This is a genomic window from Kerstersia gyiorum (genome assembly GCF_048595715.1).
Classification (GTDB): Bacteria; Pseudomonadota; Gammaproteobacteria; order Burkholderiales; family Burkholderiaceae_B; genus Kerstersia; species Kerstersia gyiorum.
On the sequence record NZ_CP169556.1, the window covers coordinates 1 to 25,433 of the forward strand.

Genomic DNA, 25,433 nt, shown 5'->3' on the forward strand with positions numbered 1-25,433 from the left:
ATGAACGAATTCTGGCAGACCTGTGTCCAGCGCTTGGAGCAGGACCTCCCCCCTCAGCAGATCAGTGCATGGATACGCCCTCTTGCGCCTATCGCGTTCGAGGAAGAGACATCCTTGCTGCGTATTGCCGCGCCCAACCGCTTCAAGCTGGACTGGGTCCGCAAGAACTTTTCCACACAGATTGAAAGCCTGGCCAGTGACTGGTTTCAGCGCCCTGTGCAGGTGCAGTTCGAGCTGGCGACCAATACGGCACGCGCGCCCCTGGCCGCACGGCCATCGTCGGGTGCACCTGCGCCTGCGGGAGCCGTCCATGCCGCCCCGGCGGCAGCACCGGCTCCGGCGCCTGCTGCGCCACGCGTGGAGACGGTGGATCCGGCCTATGAGCGCTCGCGCCTCAATACCGAACTGACCTTCGACAACTTCGTGACCGGTAAGGCCAACCAGCTGGCGCGTGCCGCTGCGTTGCAGGTTGCAGAGAACCCGGGGGTGTCCTACAACCCGCTGTTCCTGTATGGCGGCGTTGGCCTGGGCAAGACCCACTTGATACACGCCATCGGCAATGCCATGGTGCAGGCCGGCACGGGCGTGCGGGTGCGCTACGTGCATGCCGACCAATACGTGTCGGACGTCGTGAAGGCCTACCAGCGCAAGGCGTTTGACGAGTTCAAGCGCTATTACCACTCGCTGGACCTGCTGCTGATCGACGATATCCAATTCTTCTCCGGCAAGAACCGCACGCAGGAAGAGTTCTTCTACGCCTTCGAGGCAATGGTGGCCAAGCGCAAGCAGATCATCATTACCAGCGATACGTATCCGAAGGAACTCTCCGGCATCGAAGACCGCCTGATTTCGCGTTTCGATTCCGGCCTGACCGTCGCCATCGAACCGCCGGAACTGGAAATGCGCGTCGCGATCCTGCTGCGCAAGGCCGATACCGAAGGCATGCGCATGCCCGAGGAAGTGGCGTTCTTCATTGCCAAGCATCTGCGCAGCAACGTGCGCGAACTTGAAGGCGCGCTGCGCAAGGTGCTTGCCTATGCGCGTTTCCACGGTCGTGAAGTGCTGACGGTGGAAATCTGCAAGGATGCCCTGAAGGATCTGCTGTCCGTGTCCAACGGACAAATCACGGTGGAGAATATCCAGAAAACCGTAGCAGATTATTACAAGATCAAAGTGGCAGACATGTATTCCAAGCGTCGTCCTGCCAATATCGCCATGCCGCGCCAGGTTGCGATGTACCTGGCCAAGGAGCTGACCCAGAAGAGCCTGCCGGAGATCGGTGATCTGTTCGGTGGCCGGGATCACACCACTGTCTTGCATGCAGTGCGTAAAATCTCGGAAGCCCGCACAAAACAGGCCGAACTCAATCACACCCTGCACGTATTGGAACAAACTCTGAAAGGATGATCATGCAACTGGTCCAGACATCGCGCGACACCCTGCTCAAGCCGCTGTCCGTGGTGGCCGGCATCGTCGAGCGCCGCCACACTTTGCCCATTCTTGCGAACATCCTGCTGCGCAAGGAAGGCGAGCGCGTCTCCTTCATCGCCACCGATCTCGAAGTGCAGATTACGACCCATGCCGATTTCGGCGTCGGTCCGGAAACGGCTGCGACGACGGTAGCCGCACGCAAGCTGGTCGACATCCTGCGCGCCCTGCCGGGCAGCGATGAAGTCCGCTTCACCCAGAAAGACAACAAACTGACGGTTCAGGCCGCCAAGAGCCGCTTTGCCTTGCAAACGCTGGCCGCAACCGAATACCCCACGCTGGCGCAGCCGGAAAAGTGGGATGTGTCCCTGAGCCTGCCGCAGAAGACTCTGCGCCACCTGTTCAACATGGTGCATTTCGCCATGGCCCAGCAAGACATCCGCTATTACCTGAACGGCATGCTGCTGGTGTTCGAACCGGGCCAGGTGCGCGCCGTGGCCACCGATGGTCACCGCCTGGCGCACTGTGCCACGGGCGCCGATGGCATCGAGGCACGCCAGGAAGTCATCGTGCCGCGCAAGACGGTGCTGGAAATGCAGCGCCTGCTCGATGACAGCGATACGCCGGTCCAGGTGGATGTCGCCGCCGGACAGATCCGCTTCCGCTTTGGCGATATCGAACTGGTATCGAAGCTGGTGGAAGGCAAGTTCCCCGATTTCACCCGGGTGATCCCCACCTCCTACACGCGCCACTTCACGGTCAACCGCGAATTGCTGCTGGGCAGCCTGCAACGTGCCGCTATCCTGACGACCGACAAGTTCAAGGGTGTGCGCCTGCAGTTGAGCGACAACCTGCTGAAGATTTCGGCCACCAACGCCGAGCAGGAAGAGGCCCAGGAAGAACTGGACGTCGATTACACGCATGAAGCGCTGGACGTCGGCTTCAACGTGACCTACCTGCTGGACGTGCTGTCCAACGTGAAGACCGAGACCGTGCGCTGGTCCGTCATGCCGGATTCCAATGCTTCGGCCCTGATCACGCTGCCTGACGACGAGCAGTTCAAGTACGTCGTCATGCCCATGCGCATCTAGGCGCGACAGGAACAGCGCGCCCATGAGGCGCTGCGCGTTCCCCTGCCCTGCGCCCTGGCCGGCGAGCACTCGCCGGTTGCAATTTCCTTGTATTCGAGACTATGTCAGATCAACAGCAGAATTCCGCCAACAACGCCGGCTACGGTTCCGACTCGATCAAGATGCTCAAAGGCCTGGAGGCCGTGCGCAAGCGCCCGGGCATGTATATCGGCGATACCTCCGACGGCACAGGCTTGCACCATATGGTGTTCGAGGTGGTGGACAACGCCATCGACGAAGCACTGGCGGGCTATTGCGATGACATCGTCGTCACCATTCATTCGGACAACTCGATTTCCGTGTCCGATAACGGTCGCGGCATCCCGACGGATATCCACAAGGACGACGAATACGGCCGCAGCGCTGCTGAAATCGTCATGACCGAGCTGCACGCCGGCGGCAAGTTCGACCAGAACTCCTATAAGGTGTCTGGCGGCCTGCACGGTGTCGGCGTGTCCTGCGTGAATGCCTTGTCCGAGTGGCTGCGCCTGACGATCTGCCGCGACGGCAAGCGCCACGAAATCGAATTCCGCCGTGGCGAACGCGTGGCCCCGCTGGCCGTGGTCGGTGATACCGACCAGCGCGGCACGACGGTACGCTACCTGGCCGACAAGGAAATCTTCAATAACATCGAGTACACCTACGAGATCCTGTCGCGCCGCCTGCGCGAGCTGTCGTTCCTGAATAACGGCGTGAAGATCCGCCTGGTGGATGAGCGCCAGGGCAAGGAAGAAAACTTTGCCTTCTCGGGTGGGGTGCAGGGTTTCGTGCAGTACATCAACCGCAGCAAGACGGTGCTGCACCCGACGGTGTTCGCCGTGTCCACGGAGTCGGCAGCCGGTGGCACGCTGGTCGGCGTGGATGTCGCCATGCAATGGAACGACAGCTACACCGAGACCGTGCTGTGCTTCACCAATAACATTCCGCAGCGTGATGGCGGTTCGCACCTGACCGGCCTGCGCGCCGCGATGACGCGCGTCATCAACAAATACATCGCCGATAACGAGCTGGCCAAGAAGGCCAAGGTCGATACGTCCGGCGACGACATGCGTGAAGGCCTGGCCTGCGTGCTGTCGGTGAAGGTGCCCGAACCCAAGTTCAGCAGCCAGACCAAGGACAAGCTGGTCTCCAGCGAAGTGCGTCCTGCCGTGGAAGATGCCGTGGCACGGGAGCTGGAAACCTGGCTGCTGGAGCATCCGGCCGATGCCAAGGCGCTGTGCGGCAAGATCATCGAAGCCGCCCGCGCCCGCGAAGCGGCTCGCAAGGCGCGCGAAATGACGCGCCGCAAGAGCGTGCTGGAAGGTGCCGGCCTGCCCGGCAAACTGGCCGATTGCCAGGAAAAAGACCCCTCGCTGTGCGAACTCTACCTGGTGGAGGGTGACTCCGCAGGCGGCTCGGCCAAACAGGGCCGCGACCGCAAGTTCCAGGCCGTGCTGCCGCTGCGCGGCAAGGTGCTGAACGTGGAAAAGGCGCGCTTCGATCGCCTGATCGCCAGCGAACAGATCGCTACGCTGATCACTGCGCTGGGTACCAGCATCGGCCCCGATTTCAATATCGACAAGCTGCGCTACCACCGCATCATCATCATGACGGACGCGGACGTGGACGGCGCGCACATCCGCACGCTGCTGCTGACGCTGTTCTACCGCCAGATGCCCGAGCTGGTGGCGCGCGGCCACGTCTACATCGCCCAGCCGCCGCTCTACAAGGTGAAGGTTGGCCGTGACGAGCGCTACCTGAAGGACGATATCGAGGAAGCCCAGTTCATGCTGCAACTGGCGCTGCGCGATGCCGAGCTGATTCCTGCTGCAGGCGCCGCCCCCATTACCGGTGCGGCACTGGAAAACCTGGCCAACCAATACGTGCTGGCCGATACCGTCATCGCCCGCCTGTCGCGCCGCTTCGACGAAGCCACGTTGTCGGCCATCGCCGAAGGCGTGAGCATCAACCTGGCGGATGAAGCCCAGGCCCAGGCTTCGGCACAGCGCTTGCAGGAAGCCTTGCTGGATCCGCGTGATCCGGAAGCGGTGTCGGTCGTGGCCGACAAGGATGCAGACAGCGGCCGCTCGCGCCTGCAGGTGCTGCGCCGCCACCATGGCAACGTGCGCGTCAGCGTGCTGGATGGCGATTTCCTGGCAGGAAGCGATTATGCAGCGCTGGCCCGTGCCGGCCAGACCTTCCTGGGCCTGGTGGGCGACGGTGGTGTGATTGCGCGCGGCACGGGCGAAAAACGCAAGGAAGCGCCTGTCGACGATTTCCGCGACGTCATGCAGTGGCTGCGTTCAGAAGCCGAGCGCGGCCTGAGCAAGCAGCGCTACAAGGGCCTGGGGGAAATGAATCCCGAGCAACTGTGGGAAACGACCATGGACCCGACGGTACGCCGCCTGCTGCGCGTGGAAATCGAAGACGCCATCGCTGCGGACGAAATCTTCACCACCCTGATGGGCGACAACGTCGAACCGCGTCGCGACTTCATCGAGAAGCACGCGCTGATGGCCGGGAACATCGACATCTGATTCCCGGGCGGGGCCGGTGTTCTGCCGGGCCCGTCTTCGGGTCGCTCGCGGATACGTCCCGACGCAGCCGCTGCAAATTTCACACCCCCTTGAGATGCCTGGTCTCAAGGGGGTTTCATTTGGCTGTGATGGATGCGCCTGCCGGACATAAGGCAGGCATATGGACTGGCATGGTGGCCGCCCCCCTCAAGGCACCTGGGCTGCGTTTATGATCATGGAGGAATTCCTCCATGCCATCAGAAAGGACACCAGACATGACAGCAGTGCTTAACGAACAGGGCCAGCCGCTGGGCCGAGAACTTCCTGGTTGGCAGCCCCGCCCCCTGCCGGCAGGGAAAGTGCTGGAAGGACAATATTGCCGGCTGGAGCCTGTCGATGCCGGACGCCACGCCGAAAGCCTGTCGCAAGCCTATGCCGCTGCCGGGCCGGGCGCCTGGACTTACCTGCCGGCGGATCCGCCCAGCGCCCCCGCGGATGTCCACGCCTGGTTGCAACGCCTGGCCGATGCGGTCACCGAACGCTACTATGCCATTGTCGATCTTGCCAGCGGCCAGGCGCTGGGTAGTGTTGCGCTGATGCGCATGGACCCGGCCAATGGGGTGATCGAGGTTGGTTCGGTGACCTATTCCCCAGCATTGCGCCGCACCCGCGCCGCCACCGAAGCGCAGTATCTGCTGATGCGCCATGTGTTCGACGACCTGGGCTACCGGCGTTACGAATGGAAGTGCAATACGCTGAATCAGCCGTCCCGCGCTGCCGCGTTGCGCCTGGGCTTTACCTTCGAAGGCATTTTCCGGCAGGCTGTGGTGCAGCGCGGGCGTAGCCGGGACACCGCCTGGTTTTCCGTCCTGGATGGAGAATGGCCACTGCTGTCCCGGGCGTTCCAGGCCTGGCTGGCCCCCGCCAATTTCGATGCCGACGGCCGCCAGCGGCGTTCGCTGGAAGCCTTGCGCTTGGCTGGGGAAGGCACCGCTGCAGAAATGTAACTTATAGGTAAAAAGTCCCGGTTGCCATAGTGTGAACGGGTACTTTTACATCTTCCTCGATCCGTCACGGGCAGCGCCCCCGTGTTGGGACGAGTCTTCTTCTATTCCGACGCCGAGAGCGCCGTGGCGATGTGCGTGAGCGCACGGCGCCCATCTCGCCTGGGCGCACTCTCTACCGCCTGGCGGCTGTACGCTATGACGACCCGAATTCCCGCCCCTTCCGCTCTTCCCTTTGCGCCCGGCCGGCGATTGTCTGCCATTCTCAGGCCCGCCGCATGGCTGGCCGCCTGCCTGTGGCTAGGAATAGGCGGGAGCAGTGCCGCACATGCCGATGGCCGTTGGTATGCAGGCTGCACCCGCGCAGGGGAAGCCAACTATTGCTACCGCCCCTACGCCGAAGGGCTGGCCGCTGTGCAACTGGGGAATCTGGATGAACATCGGCCTGCCTGGGGGTACCTGAATGCCGCGGGCGAGCTGGCCATTGCACCGGCCTTCGAAGATGCCGCGTCGTTCCAGAACGGCCTGGCAGCGGCGGCGCAGGATGACAAGTGGGGTTATATCGACAACACCGGGGCCTGGGTCATCGCGCCAGAATACGAAAGCGCGACCGGCTTCAACGCCGAGGGCACGGCCATCGTCGAGACCAATGGCCGCGTCTTGCTGATAGACCGGGCAGGCAAGACCATCAAGACCTTTCCGCTGGGAACACGCAGCCGGGGCTTTCGCCCGGGGCAGACACTGGCCATGGCGGAACAGGAGTCTGCACCGCTGGCCTGGAATATTGCGTCGGGAAAACTGTTGACCGCGCCGGATTCCGTCGGCGCCCTTGAAACCAGCTATTCCCGTGACACCTGGACCAGCACGCAATGGCTGGCAGCACAGGCCCGGCAGGCGGACTACCAGGGCAAGTGGGGCCTGCTGAAGCTGGACGGCAGCTGGCTGGCGACGCCGGATGTACTGAAATCCTTGCTGGCGCCGGTATCCGATGGCCAGTACGTCGCGGTCAGCCGGGCCGCCGGCTACCAGTGGCAACTGGCTGACCTGCAGGGTAATGTCCTCAAGGACACCCTCTATGCCAAGCTGGATATCCTCGCGCCCGGCTACTGGTTGGCCGTCCATGAACAGGGCAGCGAGCTGCTGGGCCCCGACCTGGAAACGCTGGGCCGCTGGGACGGCCGCGATTTACATGTGCAGCGCGAGCCCGATTGGGATTTCGCAGTGGTCAGCGATGGCAAGGAGATTCATATCCTCAACGATGGCCAGCCGGCAGTCACGCTGCCGCTGGCCCATCGTTCCGTTCGTGTCTTCGACGACCGTATCTGGGTCTTCAGCGACAGCCCTGATGGCGACGCCAGTTACGGCCTGGGCGAATCCGGCGTGCTGGCGCAACTCTATGACCGGCAAGGCCGGGCGTTGCTCGCGCTGGCGCAATCCGGAACCACCGGGGAGGCTGCGCCGGTGGCTACGGCCAATGCAACCGATGCCAGCCCCGGCCAGCCGGAAAGCGCCGGGCCGGCAGCCATCATCCGCCAGCCCGTCACCCGGGCGCAACTGGATGCCTACTCGGTCCGTATCCTGGCCGATACCCGCCAGCGTTCGCTCGGTGCAGACCGCTCCCACTGGCCCCTGGCCATTCTCAAGCCCAGGAAGTACGACAGCCCGCTGACGCCAGCCATCCTCACGGCTGGCGGTGAGATCGTGAGCGCTGCGGACTGGCGTGATGTGCAGGCATACGACGAAGGCGGCCCCTTGCTCGTGAGTTTGCAAAACCAGCACACAGGTGCCGTGGATGCGCAGGGGAATTGGCTGGTACCGCCGGAGTACCGTGATATCGAAGCGTTCCAGGGCGGGTATGCCCGTGCGTTGCCTGACGACAGCAGGCAGGGCTGGCGCCGTGCCGTGGTGATCGACCTGACGGGCCGCCGTATCGAGTTGCCCACCAAGGTGGCCGAAGGCCTGGCCCGCGTCGACCACGGGCTGGTGACCTACCGCGCCGAAAGCAGCGGCGGCCAGGAACGCATGTTCCTCTGGGACATTGCTGCAGGGCGCGACGTCAGCCCCGAAGGTTTCCAGGAATTGCAGCCGTTCACCGACGGCTATGCCAGCGCACAGCAGAAAGGCAAATGGGGCTTGCTGAACCTGCGCGGCCAGTGGGTCGTGCCCCCTTCCCGGCAGTATTCCCCTTCCGTGCAGCAGCAGCCCGGCGGGCTGCTGCTGGTCAGCGAGGAAGGCGATTCTTCACTGCAGCGCCTCTACCGTCCGGATGGCCGCCAGGTCGGGCCACTGCTGAGCCGGGAAGTTCGTGCCCTGGGCCCAGGGCAGTTCCAGGTGACGCTGGCCGACGACAATGCCGTCGGTATTCTCGATACGGCCACCGGGAAAGTCACCGTATTGCCCGATCGCTCCACCCATAATCTGACGGGCGGGAGCGACAAGACCTGGCTGCTGGCGCGTGGCGACTACCGCCAGGGAGCCATCGACGCTCGCGGCAATTGGCGCATCAAGCCTGCCCTGTCCGAATTCAACCCGTTCTTCGTCCGGCCCTCGGGCCTTGCCCGCGCTGTCGGCACTGGCAAGGGTGTGTTGTTCGACGAGCAGGGACGGCACGTCCTGCCCGCCCTGGGCGATGCGCGGCCGCTGAATGGCATGGACCGCTTCGTGCAATACGACCGCGAAGGACAGAGCCTGCTGCTTGACCGCAACGGCAAGGAAATCACTCGCGTCGAAGGCCCCTACAGCCTCGAAGCCGACCAGGCATCCGAAGGCCTGCTGCCCTACAGCGAGCGTGGAAACAGCAAGTACGGCTTCCTGGATGCCAATGGCAAGCGTGTCATCGGCGCTTATTTCGATACGCTTGGTGCCATGAAAGACGGCCGTGCCGTGGCCTTGCGCAGGGACAGGGCCGGCAAGGCCTTCGGCTATATCGACCATAGCGGCCGCTATGCCATCCTGCCGGAATTTACCTGGGCCACTGACTTCAGCGAAGGCCGGGCATTAGTGCTGCGTGACCGCCTGGTGCAGTACATAGACACCAGCGGTGCTGTCATTGCCTATATCGGCATCCTCTGCCGCCATGTTGCAGTGATTGCGCCAGATGACCGCGTGCTTTGGCCGGCTGCCGATAAATTGCAGTGCCTCGAAAAGGAAGGGGCAGCAGAGCCTGCAAGCGGGGATGTGCCACCGCAGGAACCCATACCCATTCCGGCTGCGGTCCCTGTTCCTGCAGCCCCTGCCGTCGCATCCTGACCGCAGGCCCGCCACCGGCTGAAAATTGCGGTGTGCCGCCGCCAGGCGGCAACACGCCAGACTGAGATCACAGACCATGTCATACCGGATTCCCCTCGCTACTTTCCTGCTGCTCGCGTTGGGCGCCACGCCGGCCCAGGCGCAACAGGACACCCCGGCATCGTGCGTGCGCCCTGGGCCGCAGAATGTCTACATCCAGCGCGCAGACCTGGACCAGATTGCCGGTGAAAACCGTTGCATCCAGGACCTGAGCGAAGGCCTGGCGGCGGTCATTCTGTATGTTCCCGCTCAGCGGGATGTCTACAACGATGCGGGTGCGGCCGATAGCCTGGTGGGCCACCGCTGGGGCTATATCGATGCGCAAGGCAAGCTGGCCATCGAACCCCGGTACGAGGAAGCCCGGCCATTTCGCCATGGCCTGGCCGCCGTCAAGGAAAATGGCCTGTGGGGCTATATCGATAAAAGCGGCCAATGGGCGCTATTGCCCCAGTGGGAACAGGCTGGCAACTTCAGCCTGGCTGGCGTGGCCATGGTGCAGGCAAACGGCCGTACTGGCCTGATAGACGCCAGCGGCGCGAGCGTGACGCCCTCCGGACTGGGCCGCAATGTGTCTACCATCGAACTCGATGGCGGCAGCCCGACGCGCGCCATTATCGGCTACCGGCGCGAGTATCTCTCCGCGACAGGCGTGCGCCGCTACGTCGACGGAAACCAGCGCGTACTGGCGCAGCTGGGCAATGGGCCTTTCTATGTCGCAACCAGCGATGGCGAGCACCAGGGCTTGCTGGATGCCGACTGGCGCTGGGTGCTGCGTCCGGAATACGACGAGATCATCGCGGCGCTGCCGGATGGCGTGGGTGCTGTCCGCAAGGGCGAGGCTTGGTATTTTCTCGATAGCCAGACCGGCAAGGCTGGCAGCGAGCGCTATCGCCACTTGGAAACCCTGCGTGACAACTTCTGGCTGGCCTTGCCGGAAACAACAGAGGACACCTTTGGCAGCAACCCCAGCTACCAGTTGCTCAATGCCCAGGGCAAGGTACTGCTGCCAAGCATTGCGCAGCTTGCCCTGAGCAATCTGACTTTCGCAGGCAAGGTGCTGCTATATCGGACAGCCGACACGCTTACCGCTTATCCCACGGGTGGGCAGGAACCACTGGTATTGCCTGTTAGCTGGCAGCCCAGGGAAACCTATGGTGATTACCTGCTTTTCTACGATGAAAACGAGACGCTGGCCGGCATCGTGACGCCTGCCGGCCAATTGCAGAAAATCGCCAGCTCAGACCCCCTGTCCCAGGTCCGCGAGGTCGATGTACAGGCGGATAGGCTATGGCTTTTCGGTGAACAGCAGCGGGTACTCAACATCATCGATAAGCAAGGCAGGCGGTTGTTGAACGACACGGCGCGCGAAACGCTGGCGAACAGCAGCTACCGCCTGCTGCCGCTGACCATGGAAAACGCGCCACTGGCGATCCTCACGACCGGCTATTGCCATTGTGAGGAAGGCGGTGCCGGACTGGTGCTGAACGATGGCAGGGCCGTGCGTCACCCTGACTGGACGGAAGTCATCCTGCTGCATGAAGAAGCAGACCTGGAGACGCTGGAGAACATCGAGGATCTCCGCTTTGCCGCCGTCAGCGAAAACGGCATGGTCATGCTGGATGCGCAGGGCAATCCAGTGCAAATGGAACCCTTGCAGCATATTGCCCCCTTCCGCCACGGCTATGCGCTGGGCTACGCCAAGGGTGTGGCATATCTGGTGCAAGCCGATGGCAAGCGCCTGGAACTGCCGGATTATTTCGACGTACGTATCGTCGGCCCCAATCGCATGGCGATCGTCATGGAAGCTGCGGAAGGCTCGCTGTGGGGGCTGGACGAAATTCCCTACTATCGCCAGTTGGTTGCGCCGCAGTTCCTGGAAATCGGCAATTTCCAGGATGGGCTGGCGCCCGCCCGCAGCGCCGAAGGTGTATGGGGCCTGATCAACGAGCAAGGCAATTGGGCCGTCCAACCCGAATATGACGAAGTCGCCCGCGAACGTTCCGGTTATTGGCTGCTGCGGCGCAGAACCGACGACAAAAACTACAGCTATGACTGGCCTGCGGTTGTCGTCAGCCGGGCCGGCAAAATATTGACGCCGCCGCTGCGCTCCTTGCAGGTTCAGGAATACGGCAATGGCTATGCCATGGTGGGCAATAGCCTGGACTCGTGGATCGTTGGCCCGGATGGATCGGCTTTTCGTGCGGGAGCCGCCGATATCAGCCAGATCGGTGACTGGCTGGAAGTCCGCCGCGACGCCGAAGCCGGCGTGCTGGATGGCAAGGGCAACTGGGTCGTGCCGCCCGCACCGGTCTTCCTGAGCCAGGTGCGTGACCAGCGCGTCATGCGCCGCACGAATGAAGGCAGTGAATTGCTGGATGCCTCCGGCAAACAAGTGGCCAGCCTGGGAGACAGCAACTGGCAATGGCTGCCCGGCTCGCGTTATCTCGCCGGCCTGGGGTATGACGAAGAGCGCGAACCTGTCACGCGTTTTGCCGACGCCAATGGCAAGATCGTCGCGACCGTCAAGGGCCATGCACTGGGCTTCGACGGCGAGCGCATCATCACTGCCAACAAGGACGGCGCTTACCGCTGGCTGGACAAAACCGGTCAGCCTGTCGGGGAAGCACATCATATGCTCGGCATGCTGCACGACGGGCTGGCCGGCGCCATGGGGCCGGATGGCAAGCATGCCGGTTATGTGGACAACCAGAGTACCTACCGCATTCCTCCTGCTTATCTGGCCGTCAGCCGGTTCCAGGATGGTCGGGCGGTGGCGTCCACGGCGCAGGCGTCGTACCTGCTCGATACCTCGGGACGCCCGCTGGCCTGGGTGGCCGACGAATGCGGCATGCGGATATTGCGCAATGCCGCAGGCAAGGCGATCTGGCCGGCCGAGCAGAGTTTGTCTTATTGTTATTGAACGATGGTCCTGGCCGGGAAGTTTTCCACAACCGCCTGTGGAAAACTTCCCGCATGGCCTGTCGGGCCGCTATGCGTCCTGGAGACAGCTGAAACAAGTACTCGTTGTGTTTAACAACCTGAAAGCGGAGAATCTGACATACTGGAAACGATGATTGTTGTAGACCGTTCAAGGAGAACGACATGATCCGTAAAGGTATGTTTCGCTTGGGCGCCGTCGTCTTGCTGATGGGATCGCTGGCGGCATGTTCAACCTGGGATGGCATGAGCAGCCGGCAGAAAAGTGCCGTAGGCGGCGCGGCCATCGGTGGCGCTGCGGGCGCTGTTATCAGTGATGGCGGACTGCTGGGAACAGTGGGCGGCGCAGCCATCGGCGGCGTGGTCGGCGACCAGGTCGGCAAGCACAACGACAAGAAATAGGCGGCAAAGGCCGCCATAGCCAAAGCCCGGCGTCATGCCGGTGCTGTCACACCCGCACGGGCCTTGTCCGTGCGGGTGTTTTCATTTCCGGTGCAGCACGCTTGACCTTTCCATGATGGGAAGGTTCATCATTTCAAGCATCACGGATACCCGTGCCTCACCATGCGGCGGCGCGCCGCATTCATCCAAGGAGTATTGCCATGCAAGAGTTCCAGGTTCCGCGCATGAAATGCGGCGGCTGCGCGACCGCCATCACCGCAGCGATCAAGGCCGTGGACCCCAGGGCCGTGGTCGAGGCAGACCCAGCCAGCAAGCGCGTCAGCGTGGAAAGTACCGCCAGCGAGGCCGAATTGCGCACGGCGCTCGAAAACGCCGGCTATCCGGCGCAATAATCCCAGGCATCCAACCCCCTTCGGGATTCACTGATCGACGCCTGGCGGGGCATTTAGGGCCCAGGGAGGGGATGGCAGCGGCTAACTGCTGCATTCTTCTCCCCTGGGATCTTTTCCTCAGGCCCCGCGCAAGGCGGACTGGAAGGCATCCCGCAGGGTCAGGACCTGCTTGCGGATGTCCGCCAGCTTGCCATCCAGCCCGGCAATGCCATCCTCCTGTTCCGACAGCATGGCGGCATAACGCTGCCCCAGGGTGCTATCTGCCGGCACGGCAGCGAGGTTCTCCCGGATGCGGCCTTGGTTGGCGACGGCTTCTTCCCGCGCCGCCAGGATTTCCTGTTCTTCGGCCTGCGCCGCATGCCACTGCTGGCGCATCTCGGCCAGCTTCTTCAGGCGCGCCGCCGTCGCGGCATCAGGAACGCGGCCCGACCAGGCCAGCAAGGTGTCCGTGTCGGCATTCAGCAACGCCAGCTGTTCGGCCCATGCGCGCTCAGCCGTTACTTCCACCGTTTTGCTTGCACCGGCCGCCAGATCGGCCTTCAAGCGATAGTTGGCCGCGGTCTGGCCGGCCAGCGCAGGCGAAGACACGGTCCAGCCGGCCAGGCGCGGATGTTCGATCAAGACAGTGCGGGAACCGTCGCTGGCGCCCTGTATTTCATAGCGGGTGAGCTGGCGATCAATATGGCGCGCCGTCAGGACGCCATTGTCCAGCGTGACGGACGCGATTTTCTCTTCCGGCTGGCTATCGGTGCGCACAGTGACCTTGCGGTCCTCGGCAAACAGCAGCAAGCGGCTTTCCCCTGCGGGAATGCCTGCAAGTTCTGCGTCGCCAGCATGGGCGCCCTGCGGGTCATAGACCGTCACCAGGCCGGGCGGCAATGTTGATTTCGTCTCGTTTTTCAGTTCCAGGCCGCTGATGGGGTGCAGGTTACCCGGCCGGTAGATGGCCAGCATTTCGGCCGGAATGGGTGCATCCAGCAAAGGCAACACCAGCGAAGCGCCTTTGGATGCATCGACCTTGCCGGGCAAAGTGAAACTGACATGGCTCAGGCTTTCCTGTGCCTGAGCCTCATCGGCCTGCGACCCCATGGCCTCCATGGCGATCGGGGCAGGCATGGGTGGCGCGGCGCGGCGCTTTGCGCTGGCTGATACCGGCGAGCCCATTGTCGCCATGGCTTCAAACGGGCGGACTGCCAGGTTATCCACAACCGGCCTGTCGCTGGCGCCAACCATGACCGGCACGTCAGGCCGTTGATTCCAGTACTGCTCGTGCAGGCGCTGGCTCAGCACCACCGGCGCTCCGGAAGTCAGCGTCACCTGGACTTGCTTCCAGTCTTCTCCGGTGGCATTTTCAAGAATGGCCCATCCTTGCAGGCGTGCCTGTTTGCCACCGTCCGATTGCAGGCGGTACGAGGTTTTCCAAACAGGCGCGGCCACCACATAGGACAGATCGATAACGCGTGCCTGACCAGGTTTCAGCGCCAGGGAAAGCGTTCGGTTATCGTCCAGTTTCTGCCGCGCCATGACCTGGCTGACCTGCTGCAGTTGCGCTCGCACCTTGTCATCCTGAACCGCCAGGACGCTGTCTGCACCGAGTTTCAGGCTTTGCACCTGCCCGCGGCTGTCCAGGACCGACAGCAGGTATTCCTGTTGCCGCCGGGAATCATCCCCCGAATCAGCAGGTTCGGTGGCCACGCCCAGCACTGTGCCTTCCACACTGCGTCCACCAGACGTCGCCTGCACCGGAATGCCTTGCAAGGCCGCAGCCAGGCGTGGAATGGAACTCAGATCGTCCGCGCTGAAGGGCAAGGAACGGAATGTTTCCTCGCTGGCGCTCAGGCCGTCGAGCGCAATACTGGACAAACCGCCCTGGCTATCCTTGACCAGCAGGCTTTTCAGGATGTCATTGACCTGCGACAGGGGGACTTCCATGCTGGCACGGCCTTGCTCATCGACCGGAATCCGGCGCTGTATTTCGGCAACGCCGCCAGAAGACAGGGTAATGGCGTGGATGCCATCGGTCACGCTGCCTTGTTCCTGCGCATGGACGCCTGCCGTGCAGAAGGTTGCCAGCAGCACCAGCCAGACGCTTCTTGTCCAGGTGGACGGCTGGGCGGTCATGGGTGCGGTGCCAGCACCGGAGGCAACAGGGTGCGCGGGTTTGATCATGGCTTAGGGCTCCATTTGAGCGATATCCGTCAAGCAAGACGGCAGGCAACGCTGAAAACCGCTAGACATTACCACCGATGGATATCAACGATGAGTAAGGGCTTGCAACGTCTGTGTCCGGGAATCAGAAGGCCGGTAACAAAAGCAGGGAGACCGGGTACATCAATGCCTGGGGGAAAACCGCCGGACGGACCCAACGGTTTTTTTTCAGTGTGTTTATATCTTTTATATATATAAAGACTGGTAATGGATAAGCCCTGTGGGTAAGTCCCTGTTTCCGGGAAAACCCTTATCCGTCAATCGATTGCCGTGTATTTTTGCTGTGCACAGTTTTTGTACGGAGCAAGGATGAAAAGTGGACAGAAATGCAATGCCGCCGGGATCGATGGCTTGTGCACCATCGATTCACAGCTTATGCACTGGCATTTCACCGGTAACGAAGGCGTTTCGGCCCGGTACCGGCATCATGGCTCCCTGGCGTCGGCGCCGTTGCGCTGGCGCGCCGAGTTCGAGGGCGTCAATTCCATGTTCAGCAGCAGATGGCGGGCCCAGGCCAGCATGGGTTTGTGGGCGTGGCGGCGGCTCCAGTGCAGGGCGACATTGAAATGCCGCAAGGGCAGTTTCGGATCGATGATGGCGCAGTGATCGTATTCCGACAGGGCACGGGCGATTTCGTGCGGCATGATGACGGCCAGATCGGTATTGCGCATGATGCCGGGCAGCGCCAGGAAGTTCGAGGCCATCAGCCTTACCCGGTGGGTAAGCTTTAGGACCTGGAGGATGCGCAGGGTTTCCGTATGTGACCGGACGGCGACGAATTCCAGGTTGGGCAGGCGTTCCTGCCAGTCGGCCGGGCTGTGGCACACGTTGCACAGCGGGTGATTGCGGCGCAGCAACAGGCGATAGCGGTCTACCAGGAAGTCCTGGGTCTCGGTGCCAGATACCTCGGGCAGGAAGCCGAGTGCGAAATGCAGGCGTCCGTCATCCAGCGCTTCGGTGATGCTGGCCTGTGGATACGTCCGGGCTTCGACGCGCATTCCTGGCGCATGCCGGTGCAGGCTGGCCATGATGGAAGGCAGGAAACGGGCCTCGCCGATATCGGTCAGGTGCAGGTTCAGGCATTCGGTGGAGGATGCCGGATCAAAGCTTTCGCCGTCGCGGACGGCGGCTTCCAGCAGTGCCAGGCCGCTTTGTACCGATTGTGCCAGCCGGTTGGCGCGTTCCGTCGGTCGGACGCCGCCGCTGATGCGTTCGAACAGCGGGTCGCGCAGCAGCAAGCGCAGACGAGTGAGCGCCTGACTGGTGGAGGGTTGCGACAGGCCTAGCTGCAGGGCTGCGCGGCTGACGCTGCGTGTGCGGTAAATGGCGTCGAAGACGCGCAGCAGGTTCAGGTCTATGTCGTTGATATTGGGCATACCAATATTAGATATTAGTCTCATGTTATTGAGCAATAAGTATCTGTTGCCTAGACTGGCTTCAATCAACCTATGGAGCGACTGATTGCCATGCACAGCCATTCATCCCCCGATTCCCCGCGTCCCACGGTCCGTGATGCGGTGTTTCGCCTGTTCCGCGAATTCGGCATAGACACTGTATTCGGTAATCCCGGTTCCACCGAGCTGGCGATGTTCCGGGATTTCCCCGAGGATTTCCGTTATGTCCTGGGCTTGCAGGAATCCGTGGTGGTCGGCATGGCGGATGGCTATGCCCAGGCCAGCGGCAATGCGGCGCTGGTCAACCTGCATTCGGCTGTCGGTGTCGGCCATGCCATGGGCAATATCTTCACTGCATTCCGCAACCAGACGCCCATGGTGATCACCGTGGGGCAGCAGGCCCGTTCCATGTTGCCCTTTGATCCCTTCCTGGGTTCCACGCAACCGACGCTATTGCCGCAGCCGTATGTGAAATGGGCGTGTGAACCGGCCCGGGGCGAGGATGTGCCCTGGGCCATGGCGCGCGCCTATCGTATCGCCATGCAGGCGCCACGTGGCCCGGTGCTGGTGTCGGTGCCGGCCGATGATTGGGACCTGCCCTCCGAATGGGTGCCGCCGCGGCATGTATCGCCTTCGCGCGCGCCGGTCGAGGGAGACATCGACCGCCTGGCACAGGCCCTGGACGCCGCACGCTGTGTGAAGATCGTCGTGGGCGCAGGCGTGGACAGGGACCGTGCGGTGGAAAAGCTGGTGTCACTGGCCGAGCGCCATCAGGCGCAAGTCTATGTGGCGCCGATGTCCGCGCGTTGCAGCTTCCCTGAGCGCCACCCGTTGTTTGCCGGGTTTCTGCCGGCCATCCGCGAACAGATCGTCGAACGCCTCGATGGGGCCGATCTGGTGCTGGTACTGGGCGCCCCGGCGTTCAGCTACCACGTGGAAGGCAACGGCCCGCACGTGCCGGAAGGCGCCGCGTTGTGGCAGGTAGTGGACAATCCCGACGTATCGGCCTGGACGCCGCTGGGCAATGCGATTGTCTCCAGCCTGGATCTGGCACTGGACGCCCTGCTGGCCCGCTCGGCGCCTCCCGCCCGCAGCGTGCCGGCCCCCTTCCCGTCCGCACCGGCAGTCGAGCCCAGCTTGCCGCTGTCCACCGCCTATGCCCTGCAGGCCCTGGACCGCGTGCGGCCGCAAGGCATTGCGGTGGTTGAGGAAGCGCCCGGCGCCCGCAGCCTGATCCAGCGTTATTTGCCCATGTCGGGCGCCAATAGCTTTTACACCATGGCCAGCGGCGGCCTGGGCTACAGCATGCCAGCCAGCGTCGGCGTGGCGCTGGCGCAGCGCAAGGCGGGCCGCAATGACCGTGTGATTGCCCTGATTGGGGACGGCTCCAGCATGTACTCGATCCAGGCGCTTTGGACCGCTGCACAGTTGCAGCTGCCGATCAGCTTCATCATTCTCAATAACCGCCGCTATGCCGCGTTGCAGGACTTCGCGCCGGTATTTGCCTATCCGCCGGGCGTGAAGCCCGAGGGTACCGATTTGCCCGACCTGGATTTCGTGCGCCTGGCGCAAGGCCAGGGCCTGACGCAGGCCAGCCGTGTCGAAACCGCAGAAGCGCTGGAGCAGGCCCTGCCCGGCCTGCTCTCGGCTGAAGGACCGAACTTGCTGGAAATCGTGGTGAAGTAGGCCTGGCGGGCGGTAGTCATACCGCCCTGCTGCCGGGAGCGAGGAGAGGAAGACAAAAATGGGAAGACAAAAATGAAAATAACCATATTGGGCGCCGGTGCCATGGGCGCGCTGTTCGGCGGGCAACTGGCCGAGGCCGGCCATGAGGTCGTGTTGCTGGACGTCGATGAATCCCGTATCCAGGCCATCCAGACCGACGGTCTGGTGCTGGAAACTGGCAGCGGCAGACGCACCGTCCGTCTGCCCATTATGCGTCCCGAGCAGGCCAGCGGCGCCCCTGATTGGCTCCTGGTGTTTACCAAATCCCTGCATACCGAGGCCGCGCTGGCCGGTGTCCGTCACTTGATCGGACCGCAGACGCACCTGCTCAGTTTGCAGAATGGCCTGGGCAACGCCGAAAAGCTGGCGCAGGCCGCTGATGCCGGCCGCGTCGCGCATGGCATGACGACCGTGCCCGCCGATGTGGCCGCGCCGGGCGTGGTGCGCTCGCACGGGCGCGGCTATGTGCGCTGCATGATGGCGGACGGCCATGCCAGTGCGGAGCTGGAAGCCCTGGCGGAAGCCATGCGCGGCGCTGGCCTGGATTGCAGCGTGACGCCGGACGTGCTGGTGGATATTTGGGAAAAAGTGGCCTTCAATGCCGCCATGAACAGCATGTGTGCGCTGACGGGCTGCCCGGTGGATGGCCTGGCCGCACTGCCCGAAGGCGTGGCGCTGGTACACGATACGGCCGCCGAGGTACTGGCCGTGGCGCGGGCGCAGGGAGTGGCCGTCAACGAACCGCGCGTGGCGGCCCTGATGGACCATGCCATGGCCCACCACACGGGGCACCAGCCATCCATGCTGCAGGACCGCCTGGCGGGCCGCCCCACGGAAATCGACGCGATCAACGGCGCGGTCTGCCGAGTGGCGCGCAAGCTCGATATCCCCGTGCCTCGCAATGAAACCCTGTGGACACTGGTGCGGCTGGCTGACCAGCACGGCATCCTGCAGGCGGAGAAGGCACAGGCCTGATCTTCGCCGGTGCTGAAAAATAAAAACAGAGGAGACAGGCATGGCTGAAACCATGGTGGACGACGACAGCGGCGTTGCTGTCGAAATGGGCAGGGCTGGCAAGGCGCTGCTTTGGGTGTGCAAGCTGGCGGCGGCGATCGGCGGGTTGCTGTTCGTGGTGCTGGTGGTTGTATCGGTGATCTCCATCGTCGGGCGCAAACTGTTTTCCGCACCGGTGCCGGGCGACATGGAAATCCTGCAACTGGTAGCGGCGGCTGCGGCCGCGAATTTCTTTGCCTATTGCCATCTGATCCATGGCGACCTGAAGGTGGACCTCTTCACCGCTGCGCTGCCGCGCCGCTGGATACACCTGCTTGAAACCCTGGGCTCGCTGGCGGTGGCGGCGTTTGGCGCGATCCTGGCCTGGCGCATAGGCGCGGGCGCGGCGTCCACGCTGGAATCTGGCGAAACCTCGGCCATCCTGGCCTGGCCGGTGGGCTGGTTCCAGGCCGCCATGGTGCCGGGTTTTGCGTTGCTGGCGTTGTCCGGGTTGTATCTGGCGGGCCGTAACCTGTCCGCCTGCCTGTCGTCGCAAGGGGAAGGAAAATGAGCGGTATCAGCATAGGCATGTGGATTTTCGCGGGCGTGTTCCTGTTGATGGGCCTGCGTATCCCTATCGGCGTTGCCATGTTCATTGGCGGTTCGGTCGGCTATGTGTACCTGCTCGACTGGAATACGCTGCCCTGGCTCAACATGCTGAAGTCGATTCCGTTCGCCAGGCTGTCCAACTACGATCTGGTCGTGATTCCGCTGTTCCTGCTGATGGGGCAGTTCGCCATTCATGGCGGCCTGAGCCGGAATCTGTTCAGCTGTGTGGCTGCCTTCATCGGGCACCGGCGTGGCGGCATGGCCATGGCGGCACTGGGCGCGAGCACCGGTTTCGGCGCAATCTGCGGGTCTTCGGTGGCGACGGCTGCCACCATGAGCCAGGTGGCCCTGCCTGAACTGCGCCGCTACGGCTACGACGGCGGTTTCGCCACCGGTACGCTTGCCGCCGGCGGCACGCTGGGCATCCTGATCCCGCCTTCGGTGCCGCTGATCATCTACGCCATCCTGACCCAGGAATCCATAGGCAAGCTATTCGTTGCCAGTGTCATGCCAGCCGTGGTGGCATTGGCTGGCTATTTCCTGGTCATTCTGCTGCAAGTCTATCGCCGCCCTGAAATCGGCCCGGCCGGTCCGCGCGTACCCTGGACCAGCCGCCTGCGCGCGCTGCTGGACGTGTTGCCGGTGGCCCTGGTTTTCCTGGTGGTGATCGTCGGCATCTATGGCGGTTGGGCGACGCCTACCGAAGCGGCGGCCATCGGCGCCGGCGCCTGCGGCATCCTGGCCGTGTTGCTGGGTGGCTTGCGCTGGCGCGGGCTGTTGCACTGCGTGCTGGGCACCGCATCCGGTTCAGCCATGATCCTGCTGGTATTGCTGGGGGCCGATGTGCTCAATACGGCGCTGGCGCTGTCGCAGATGCCGGCCGAGCTGGCCGATTGGGTATTGAGCAGCGGCGCCCAGCCCTGGGTGGTACTGGCCATGATCCTGTTGATCTACGTGGTGCTGGGTTGCGTCATGGATTCGCTGGCGATGATCCTGCTGACCGTGCCTATTTTCTATCCCATCATCATGGGTCTGGATTTCGGCATGCCTGACGCGGACAAGTCCATCTGGTTCGGGATACTGGCCCTGATGGTGGTCGAGATCGGGCTGGTGACGCCACCCGTAGGCATGAACGTATTCATTGTCAACCGTATGGCCAAGGGCGTATCGCTGATGGAAACCTATCGGGGCGTCATGCCGTTCCTGATGACTGACTTGTTGCGCATCATCCTGCTGGCTGCGGTGCCTGGCATTACCCTGGCCCTGGTGCATGGCATGAGCGGCTAGCCGGTGCCGGGCACGATGAGACGGAAAAAAATTATTCACAGAGGAGACCTACCATGAAGACCTTGCATTGCCTGCTTGCCGCCGCCGCGCTGGCGACCGCACTGCCGGCCGCTGCTGCCAAGCCCGTTGTGTTGCGCGTGCATCACTTCCTGGCTGCGAATTCCAATGCCCAGGTAAACATCATCGAGCCCTGGTGCAAGCGTATCGAGGAGCAGTCACAGCAGCGCATGCGCTGCCAGATCTACCCGGCCGCGCAGTTGGGCGGCACGCCCGCGCAGTTCTTCGACCAGGCTCGCGACGGCGTGGTGGATATCGTGTGGGCGATCCCGACTTACGCCTCGGGCCGTTTCACCAAGACCGAAGTCTTCGAGCTGCCCTGGATCACTGATAACGCCGAAGCCGGCAGCAAGGCATTCTGGCGCTATGTCGATGAGTATGCCCAGGACGAATACAAGGGTGTCAAACCCCTGTTCGTTCACCTGCATGACGGCACCCTGCTGCACTTTGCCGGCAAGGAACCCAAGACCCTGGAGGAACTCAAGGGCCTGAAGGTGCGTGTTCCTACCCGCATCAATTCCACCATGATCGGCCTGTTGGGCGCGGTGCCGGTGCAAATGCCGTTGCCGCAGGTGCCGGAATCGGTGGCCAAGGGGGTGATCGATGGCGCCACCGTGCCATGGGAAGGTATGCCCGCCATCAAGCTGAGCGAAATTGCCAAGTGGCACCTGGATGTTCCGGAAGGCATGCCGCGCATGTCGAATACCACCTTTCTGTTTGGCATGAACCAGGCGAAGTACGACAGCCTGCCGGATGACCTGAAGGCGGTCATCGATGCCAACAGCGGCCTGGAGGCATCAGGCTGGGCCGGCCGCGCCGGTTTCGACGAGCAGCTCCAGCGCTTCCAGGACGAAGCGATCGGCTATGGCGGCACGATCTATCACATCACGCCGGAAGAGTACCAGCGCTGGGTTGAGGCTACCGCGCCCATCGTCGATGAATGGAAGAAGGAAGTCGCGGCCAAGGGCGCTGACGGACAGCAGCTGTACGAAGCCGCGCGCGCCCTGGTGGCGGAGTATGCGAAGGCCCCGGCGGCAGGCCAGCAGTAGGCAGCTTGACGGCGGCTGGCAATCAACGGCGCTGGCAGTGATGCCTGCCGGCGCCGTGCAGGAAAACCAAATAAAAAATACATGCCTGGAGACAGGCCGAGGAGACAAGAATGCGTATTTCAACCCTGGCGTTGCTGTTCCCCGCCCTGCTGGCCGCAGGCGTTGTTCAGGCAGCAGACAAGCCCATCACGCTGCGTGTGCAGCACCCCCTGCCATCGACGTCCAGCGCACAGAAGAATCTGATTGAACCGTGGTGCGCAAAGATCCGCGAAGAATCCGCCAACCGTCTGCAATGCCAGATTTACCCGGCGATGCAGCTGGGCGGCACGCCCGCGCAATTGATCGATCAGGTGCGCGACGGCGTGGTGGATGTCATCTGGACGACCGCAACCTATGCTTCAGGCCGCTATACCAAATCCGAAGTGTTCGAACTGCCCTGGGTGACGCGTTCGGCAGAGGCCAGCAGCAAGGCGCTGTGGACTTACGTGCAGGACAACGCCACTGACGAGTTCAAGGGTGTACGACCGGTTTTCCTGCACTTGCATGAAGGCGCACTGCTGCACTTTGCCGATGGCCGCAAGCCGCAGAAGCTCGAAGATCTACAATCGCTCAAGTTGCGTGCGCCGACCCGGCTGAATTCGCGCAGCATTGAAGCGCTGGGGGCGACGCCGGTGCAGATGCCGATGGCGGCGGTGCCGGAATCCATGGCCAAGAAGGTCATCGATGGCATTCTTGTGCCCTGGGAAAGTGCGCCGGCGATCCGCCTGCAGGAACTGGCGAAGTACCATGTAGACGTGCCCGAAGGCCAGCCCCGCCTGTCCAACACCATTTTCCTGTTCGGGATGAACCCGGCCAAATACGACAGCCTGCCGGACGACCTGAAGGCGGTCATCGATGCCAATAGCGGCCTGGAAGCGTCCGGCTGGGCCGGCCGGACGGCCTTCGACGATCTCAGCGGGGTCTATCGCGACCAGATTGTCGCCGCAGGCGGTGAAATCTATCATTTGCCCCAGGCTGAGTATGAACGCTGGGTGGCGGCCACCGAACCGGTGCAGGAAACCTGGTTCAAGGAAGTTGCCGCCAAGGGAGGCGATGGCCCGGCGCTGCTGCGCCAGGCCCGCGAACTGGTTGAACGCTATGAGGCAGAACGGCAATGAATATCGCCGCATTGAGGGAAAAGGCCAGGCGACGCCTGCCCCGCGCCATCTTTGATTATGTGGATGGCGGTGCCGAGGACGAGCAGACCCTGGCGGATAATCTGGCGTCGTTTTCCGGCTGGCGCTTCGTGCCCAGCCGGTTGACCGACTTGCGTGCCATGCGCCTGGATACCCGCTTGCTTGGGGGGCCGGCGGAGTTTCCGGCGGCCGTCGCGCCGACCGGACTCAACGGCCTGCTGTGGCCGGGCGGCGATATCGCCCTGGCGCGCGCGGCGCAGCGCGCCGGCATTCCCTTTATGCTCTCCACCGCCTCCAACGCTTCCCTGGAAGACGTGGCGCGGCAGGCGCAGGGACGGCTCTGGTTCCAGCTTTATGTGGTTGAACAGACACTGGCGCTGTCCCTGGTGCAGCGCGCCCGCGAGGCGGATTACGAGTGCCTGGCGGTGACGGTGGACGTGGTGGCCAACGGCAAGCGCGAGCGCGACGTGCGCAATGGCTTTCGCATGCCGCCTCGCTATACCCCGGCCATGGTGCTCGATGGCCTGATGCATCCGGGCTGGACGTGGAACTATCTGCGCCATGGCATGCCGGCACTGGGCAATTTCCAGACGCCGGAAGCGCAATCGCCTCAAGCCCGCGCCGCCCTGCTGCGGCGTTCCATGGATGCCGGGTTTTCCTGGGAGGCGCTGGATGCCGTGCGCCAGGCCTGGCCCCGGAAGTTGATCGTCAAGGGGGTGCTGGACCCTCAGGATGTGCTGCGCTGCCGCGCCGTGGGGGTGGATGCCGTCGTGCTTTCCAACCATGGCGGGCGCCAGCTCGACAGTGCGTGGACGGGCATGGAAGCTTTGGCAGCCTTGCAGGGCATGGACCTGCAAGGCTGCGAAGTCATGGTAGATGGCGGTGTGCGGCGCGGCTCGCACCTGGCGAAGGCCGTGGCGCTGGGCGCCAGCGGCGTCCTGCTGGGCCGAGCCGTGCTCTATGGCCTGGCCAGCGGCGGCGAGGCAGGCGCATTCGAAGCCTTGCAGATACTGCGCGACGAGTACCTGGGCACCCTGACTCATCTTGGATGCGAGAGTACGGCGGCGCTGGATAAAGGTTTCGTGGCAGCACGTGGCTGATGCGGCCTGGGTGCCTGGTTGGGTTGCCAGACCCAGGGGCAGCCTGATGACGCGGGCTGGCAATGTGCCCAGCCCGGCAGGGTGCGCCTCAGTGGCTGGTAACTGCCTGGGTTGAGGGGACGAAGGTTGCCAGCGCAGGCGCGGCGCCCGTATCTGCCGTCACCGGTGCGTCAGCCAGCGGGCGCAGGTGCGGCGATGCCGCCAATCGCCCGGGCAGCAGGTACTGGCCCTGCATCAGCGGGATGGCCAACGGCGTGAATTCGACTTCCAGGTCCAGCCCGGCATCCTGCCAGGCCTGCCACACCAGGGTGGTGCAATAGGTGCCGGCCGGGTCGGCGATCCGGAACGGTTTGCCCAGCCCGGCACGGGCGGCTGCTACAGCCTGGGCGCGTTGCCTGGCATCCGTGCCGTCCACGTGATACACGACATGGCGGCGGGACAGCTTGGGGTCGGTAAAGAATTCCAGCGGGTCGATGACGACACCGTCTGGGCGTCCCGGGACTTCTGAGGGCGTGGCATGCAGCACTTGCCAGTTGCCGGGTTCACCCAGCAGCATGCCAACGTGGCTGAAGCCGCCGCCGTCCACCGTCATGACAGCGTCGCTGACGGGTTCGGTGCCTTCACGGAAAATCAGGTCGCCAGCGCGGGCGTCAGGCGGCAAGGCGCTGCTGCCGCCCGCCAGTGCGGCAGCAGACAACAATGCGCCCGCCCATGCAAGGCACAGGCGGGCGATCCGGGTGGTCGACGTGCGGGCCGTCAC

The 25,433-nt window shown here is 63.2% G+C and carries 18 protein-coding genes; 15 read left to right on the forward strand and 3 right to left on the reverse strand.

Going from position 1 to position 25,433, the window contains the following annotated elements; translation table 11 throughout:
• From dnaA to ACEW7X_RS00040, 8 genes are all read left to right on the forward strand, one after another.
• A complete protein-coding gene (gene dnaA, locus ACEW7X_RS00005; RefSeq protein WP_068373549.1) occupies positions 1-1,407 on the forward strand; it encodes a chromosomal replication initiator protein DnaA in 1,407 nt (468 codons plus the stop codon).
• 2 nt (positions 1,408-1,409) lie between these two features.
• Positions 1,410-2,519 (forward strand): DNA polymerase III subunit beta, encoded by a 1,110-nt coding sequence (gene dnaN / locus ACEW7X_RS00010; protein ID WP_068373552.1) that lies wholly within the window; start codon positions 1,410-1,412, stop codon positions 2,517-2,519.
• 101 nt (positions 2,520-2,620) lie between these two features.
• Positions 2,621-5,074, forward strand: coding sequence for a DNA topoisomerase (ATP-hydrolyzing) subunit B (gyrB, locus tag ACEW7X_RS00015; protein WP_068373555.1), 2,454 nt, complete (start codon positions 2,621-2,623; stop codon positions 5,072-5,074).
• A 254-nt stretch (positions 5,075-5,328) separates the two neighbouring features.
• Positions 5,329-6,060, forward strand: coding sequence for a GNAT family N-acetyltransferase (locus ACEW7X_RS00020; protein ID WP_068373558.1), 732 nt, complete (start codon positions 5,329-5,331; stop codon positions 6,058-6,060).
• Positions 6,061-6,141: 81 nt separating this feature from the next.
• Positions 6,142-9,306: a WG repeat-containing protein gene (locus ACEW7X_RS00025; RefSeq protein ID WP_420177459.1), complete on the forward strand. Its 3,165-nt coding sequence runs from the start codon at positions 6,142-6,144 to the stop codon at positions 9,304-9,306.
• A 76-nt stretch (positions 9,307-9,382) separates the two neighbouring features.
• The gene (locus ACEW7X_RS00030) at positions 9,383-12,265 is read left to right on the forward strand and encodes a WG repeat-containing protein (protein ID WP_420177460.1); all 2,883 of its coding nucleotides are present in this window, start codon (positions 9,383-9,385) and stop codon (positions 12,263-12,265) included.
• Positions 12,266-12,447: 182 nt separating this feature from the next.
• Positions 12,448-12,684, forward strand: a complete 237-nt coding sequence (locus ACEW7X_RS00035; RefSeq protein ID WP_068373566.1) for a glycine zipper 2TM domain-containing protein — start codon at positions 12,448-12,450, stop codon at positions 12,682-12,684.
• 200 nt (positions 12,685-12,884) lie between these two features.
• A complete protein-coding gene (locus ACEW7X_RS00040; RefSeq protein WP_068373568.1) occupies positions 12,885-13,076 on the forward strand; it encodes a heavy-metal-associated domain-containing protein in 192 nt (63 codons plus the stop codon).
• A gap of 117 nt (positions 13,077-13,193) precedes the next feature.
• Here the strand turns inward: ACEW7X_RS00040 and ACEW7X_RS00045 are convergent, their stop codons facing one another.
• On the reverse strand, positions 13,194-15,245 hold the full coding sequence (locus tag ACEW7X_RS00045) for a DUF4139 domain-containing protein (RefSeq protein ID WP_253601538.1): 2,052 nt from the start codon (positions 15,243-15,245) through the stop codon (positions 13,194-13,196).
• Between the two features lie 464 nt (positions 15,246-15,709).
• Positions 15,710-16,684 (reverse strand): LysR family transcriptional regulator, encoded by a 975-nt coding sequence (locus tag ACEW7X_RS00050; RefSeq protein WP_068373574.1) that lies wholly within the window; start codon positions 16,682-16,684, stop codon positions 15,710-15,712.
• A gap of 66 nt (positions 16,685-16,750) precedes the next feature.
• Here ACEW7X_RS00050 and mdlC point away from each other — a divergent pair, with 66 nt between their 5' ends.
• From mdlC to ACEW7X_RS00085, 7 genes are all read left to right on the forward strand, one after another.
• Positions 16,751-18,364: a benzoylformate decarboxylase gene (gene mdlC, locus ACEW7X_RS00055; protein WP_068373751.1), complete on the forward strand. Its 1,614-nt coding sequence runs from the start codon at positions 16,751-16,753 to the stop codon at positions 18,362-18,364.
• A gap of 72 nt (positions 18,365-18,436) precedes the next feature.
• Positions 18,437-19,378, forward strand: a complete 942-nt coding sequence (locus tag ACEW7X_RS00060; protein ID WP_420177461.1) for a ketopantoate reductase family protein — start codon at positions 18,437-18,439, stop codon at positions 19,376-19,378.
• 40 nt (positions 19,379-19,418) lie between these two features.
• Entirely contained in the window at positions 19,419-19,967 is a 549-nt protein-coding gene (locus ACEW7X_RS00065) for a TRAP transporter small permease (protein WP_068373579.1), read from the forward strand.
• Entirely contained in the window at positions 19,964-21,292 is a 1,329-nt protein-coding gene (locus tag ACEW7X_RS00070) for a TRAP transporter large permease (protein ID WP_068373582.1), read from the forward strand. The genes ACEW7X_RS00065 and ACEW7X_RS00070 overlap by 4 nt, the downstream gene beginning before the upstream one ends.
• 53 nt (positions 21,293-21,345) lie before the next feature.
• Positions 21,346-22,398, forward strand: a complete 1,053-nt coding sequence (locus ACEW7X_RS00075) for a TRAP transporter substrate-binding protein (protein WP_068373585.1) — start codon at positions 21,346-21,348, stop codon at positions 22,396-22,398.
• A 110-nt stretch (positions 22,399-22,508) separates the two neighbouring features.
• On the forward strand, positions 22,509-23,555 hold the full coding sequence (locus ACEW7X_RS00080; RefSeq protein ID WP_068373589.1) for a TRAP transporter substrate-binding protein: 1,047 nt from the start codon (positions 22,509-22,511) through the stop codon (positions 23,553-23,555).
• Entirely contained in the window at positions 23,552-24,673 is a 1,122-nt protein-coding gene (locus tag ACEW7X_RS00085; RefSeq protein ID WP_253101053.1) for an alpha-hydroxy-acid oxidizing protein, read from the forward strand. The genes ACEW7X_RS00080 and ACEW7X_RS00085 overlap by 4 nt, the downstream gene beginning before the upstream one ends.
• 88 nt (positions 24,674-24,761) lie before the next feature.
• Here the strand turns inward: ACEW7X_RS00085 and ACEW7X_RS00090 are convergent, their stop codons facing one another.
• A complete protein-coding gene (locus tag ACEW7X_RS00090) occupies positions 24,762-25,433 on the reverse strand; it encodes a YiiX/YebB-like N1pC/P60 family cysteine hydrolase (protein WP_068373595.1) in 672 nt (223 codons plus the stop codon).

What these genes read in the sequence shown, in the direction of transcription:
- ACEW7X_RS00050 (WP_068373574.1), bottom strand. Translation starts at nt 16,684, where the DNA reads ATGAGACTAATATCTAATATTGGTATGCCCAATATCAACGACATAGAC.
- ACEW7X_RS00065 (WP_068373579.1), top strand. Translation starts at nt 19,419, where the DNA reads ATGGCTGAAACCATGGTGGACGACGACAGCGGCGTTGCTGTCGAAATG.
- mdlC (WP_068373751.1), top strand. Translation starts at nt 16,751, where the DNA reads ATGCACAGCCATTCATCCCCCGATTCCCCGCGTCCCACGGTCCGTGAT.
- ACEW7X_RS00085 (WP_253101053.1), top strand. Translation starts at nt 23,552, where the DNA reads ATGAATATCGCCGCATTGAGGGAAAAGGCCAGGCGACGCCTGCCCCGC.
- ACEW7X_RS00070 (WP_068373582.1), top strand. Translation starts at nt 19,964, where the DNA reads ATGAGCGGTATCAGCATAGGCATGTGGATTTTCGCGGGCGTGTTCCTG.
- dnaA (WP_068373549.1), top strand. Translation starts at nt 1, where the DNA reads ATGAACGAATTCTGGCAGACCTGTGTCCAGCGCTTGGAGCAGGACCTC.
- ACEW7X_RS00060 (WP_420177461.1), top strand. Translation starts at nt 18,437, where the DNA reads ATGAAAATAACCATATTGGGCGCCGGTGCCATGGGCGCGCTGTTCGGC.
- ACEW7X_RS00045 (WP_253601538.1), bottom strand. Translation starts at nt 15,245, where the DNA reads ATGATCAAACCCGCGCACCCTGTTGCCTCCGGTGCTGGCACCGCACCC.
- ACEW7X_RS00020 (WP_068373558.1), top strand. Translation starts at nt 5,329, where the DNA reads ATGACAGCAGTGCTTAACGAACAGGGCCAGCCGCTGGGCCGAGAACTT.
- ACEW7X_RS00075 (WP_068373585.1), top strand. Translation starts at nt 21,346, where the DNA reads ATGAAGACCTTGCATTGCCTGCTTGCCGCCGCCGCGCTGGCGACCGCA.
- dnaN (WP_068373552.1), top strand. Translation starts at nt 1,410, where the DNA reads ATGCAACTGGTCCAGACATCGCGCGACACCCTGCTCAAGCCGCTGTCC.
- ACEW7X_RS00035 (WP_068373566.1), top strand. Translation starts at nt 12,448, where the DNA reads ATGATCCGTAAAGGTATGTTTCGCTTGGGCGCCGTCGTCTTGCTGATG.
- ACEW7X_RS00080 (WP_068373589.1), top strand. Translation starts at nt 22,509, where the DNA reads ATGCGTATTTCAACCCTGGCGTTGCTGTTCCCCGCCCTGCTGGCCGCA.
- ACEW7X_RS00040 (WP_068373568.1), top strand. Translation starts at nt 12,885, where the DNA reads ATGCAAGAGTTCCAGGTTCCGCGCATGAAATGCGGCGGCTGCGCGACC.
- ACEW7X_RS00030 (WP_420177460.1), top strand. Translation starts at nt 9,383, where the DNA reads ATGTCATACCGGATTCCCCTCGCTACTTTCCTGCTGCTCGCGTTGGGC.
- gyrB (WP_068373555.1), top strand. Translation starts at nt 2,621, where the DNA reads ATGTCAGATCAACAGCAGAATTCCGCCAACAACGCCGGCTACGGTTCC.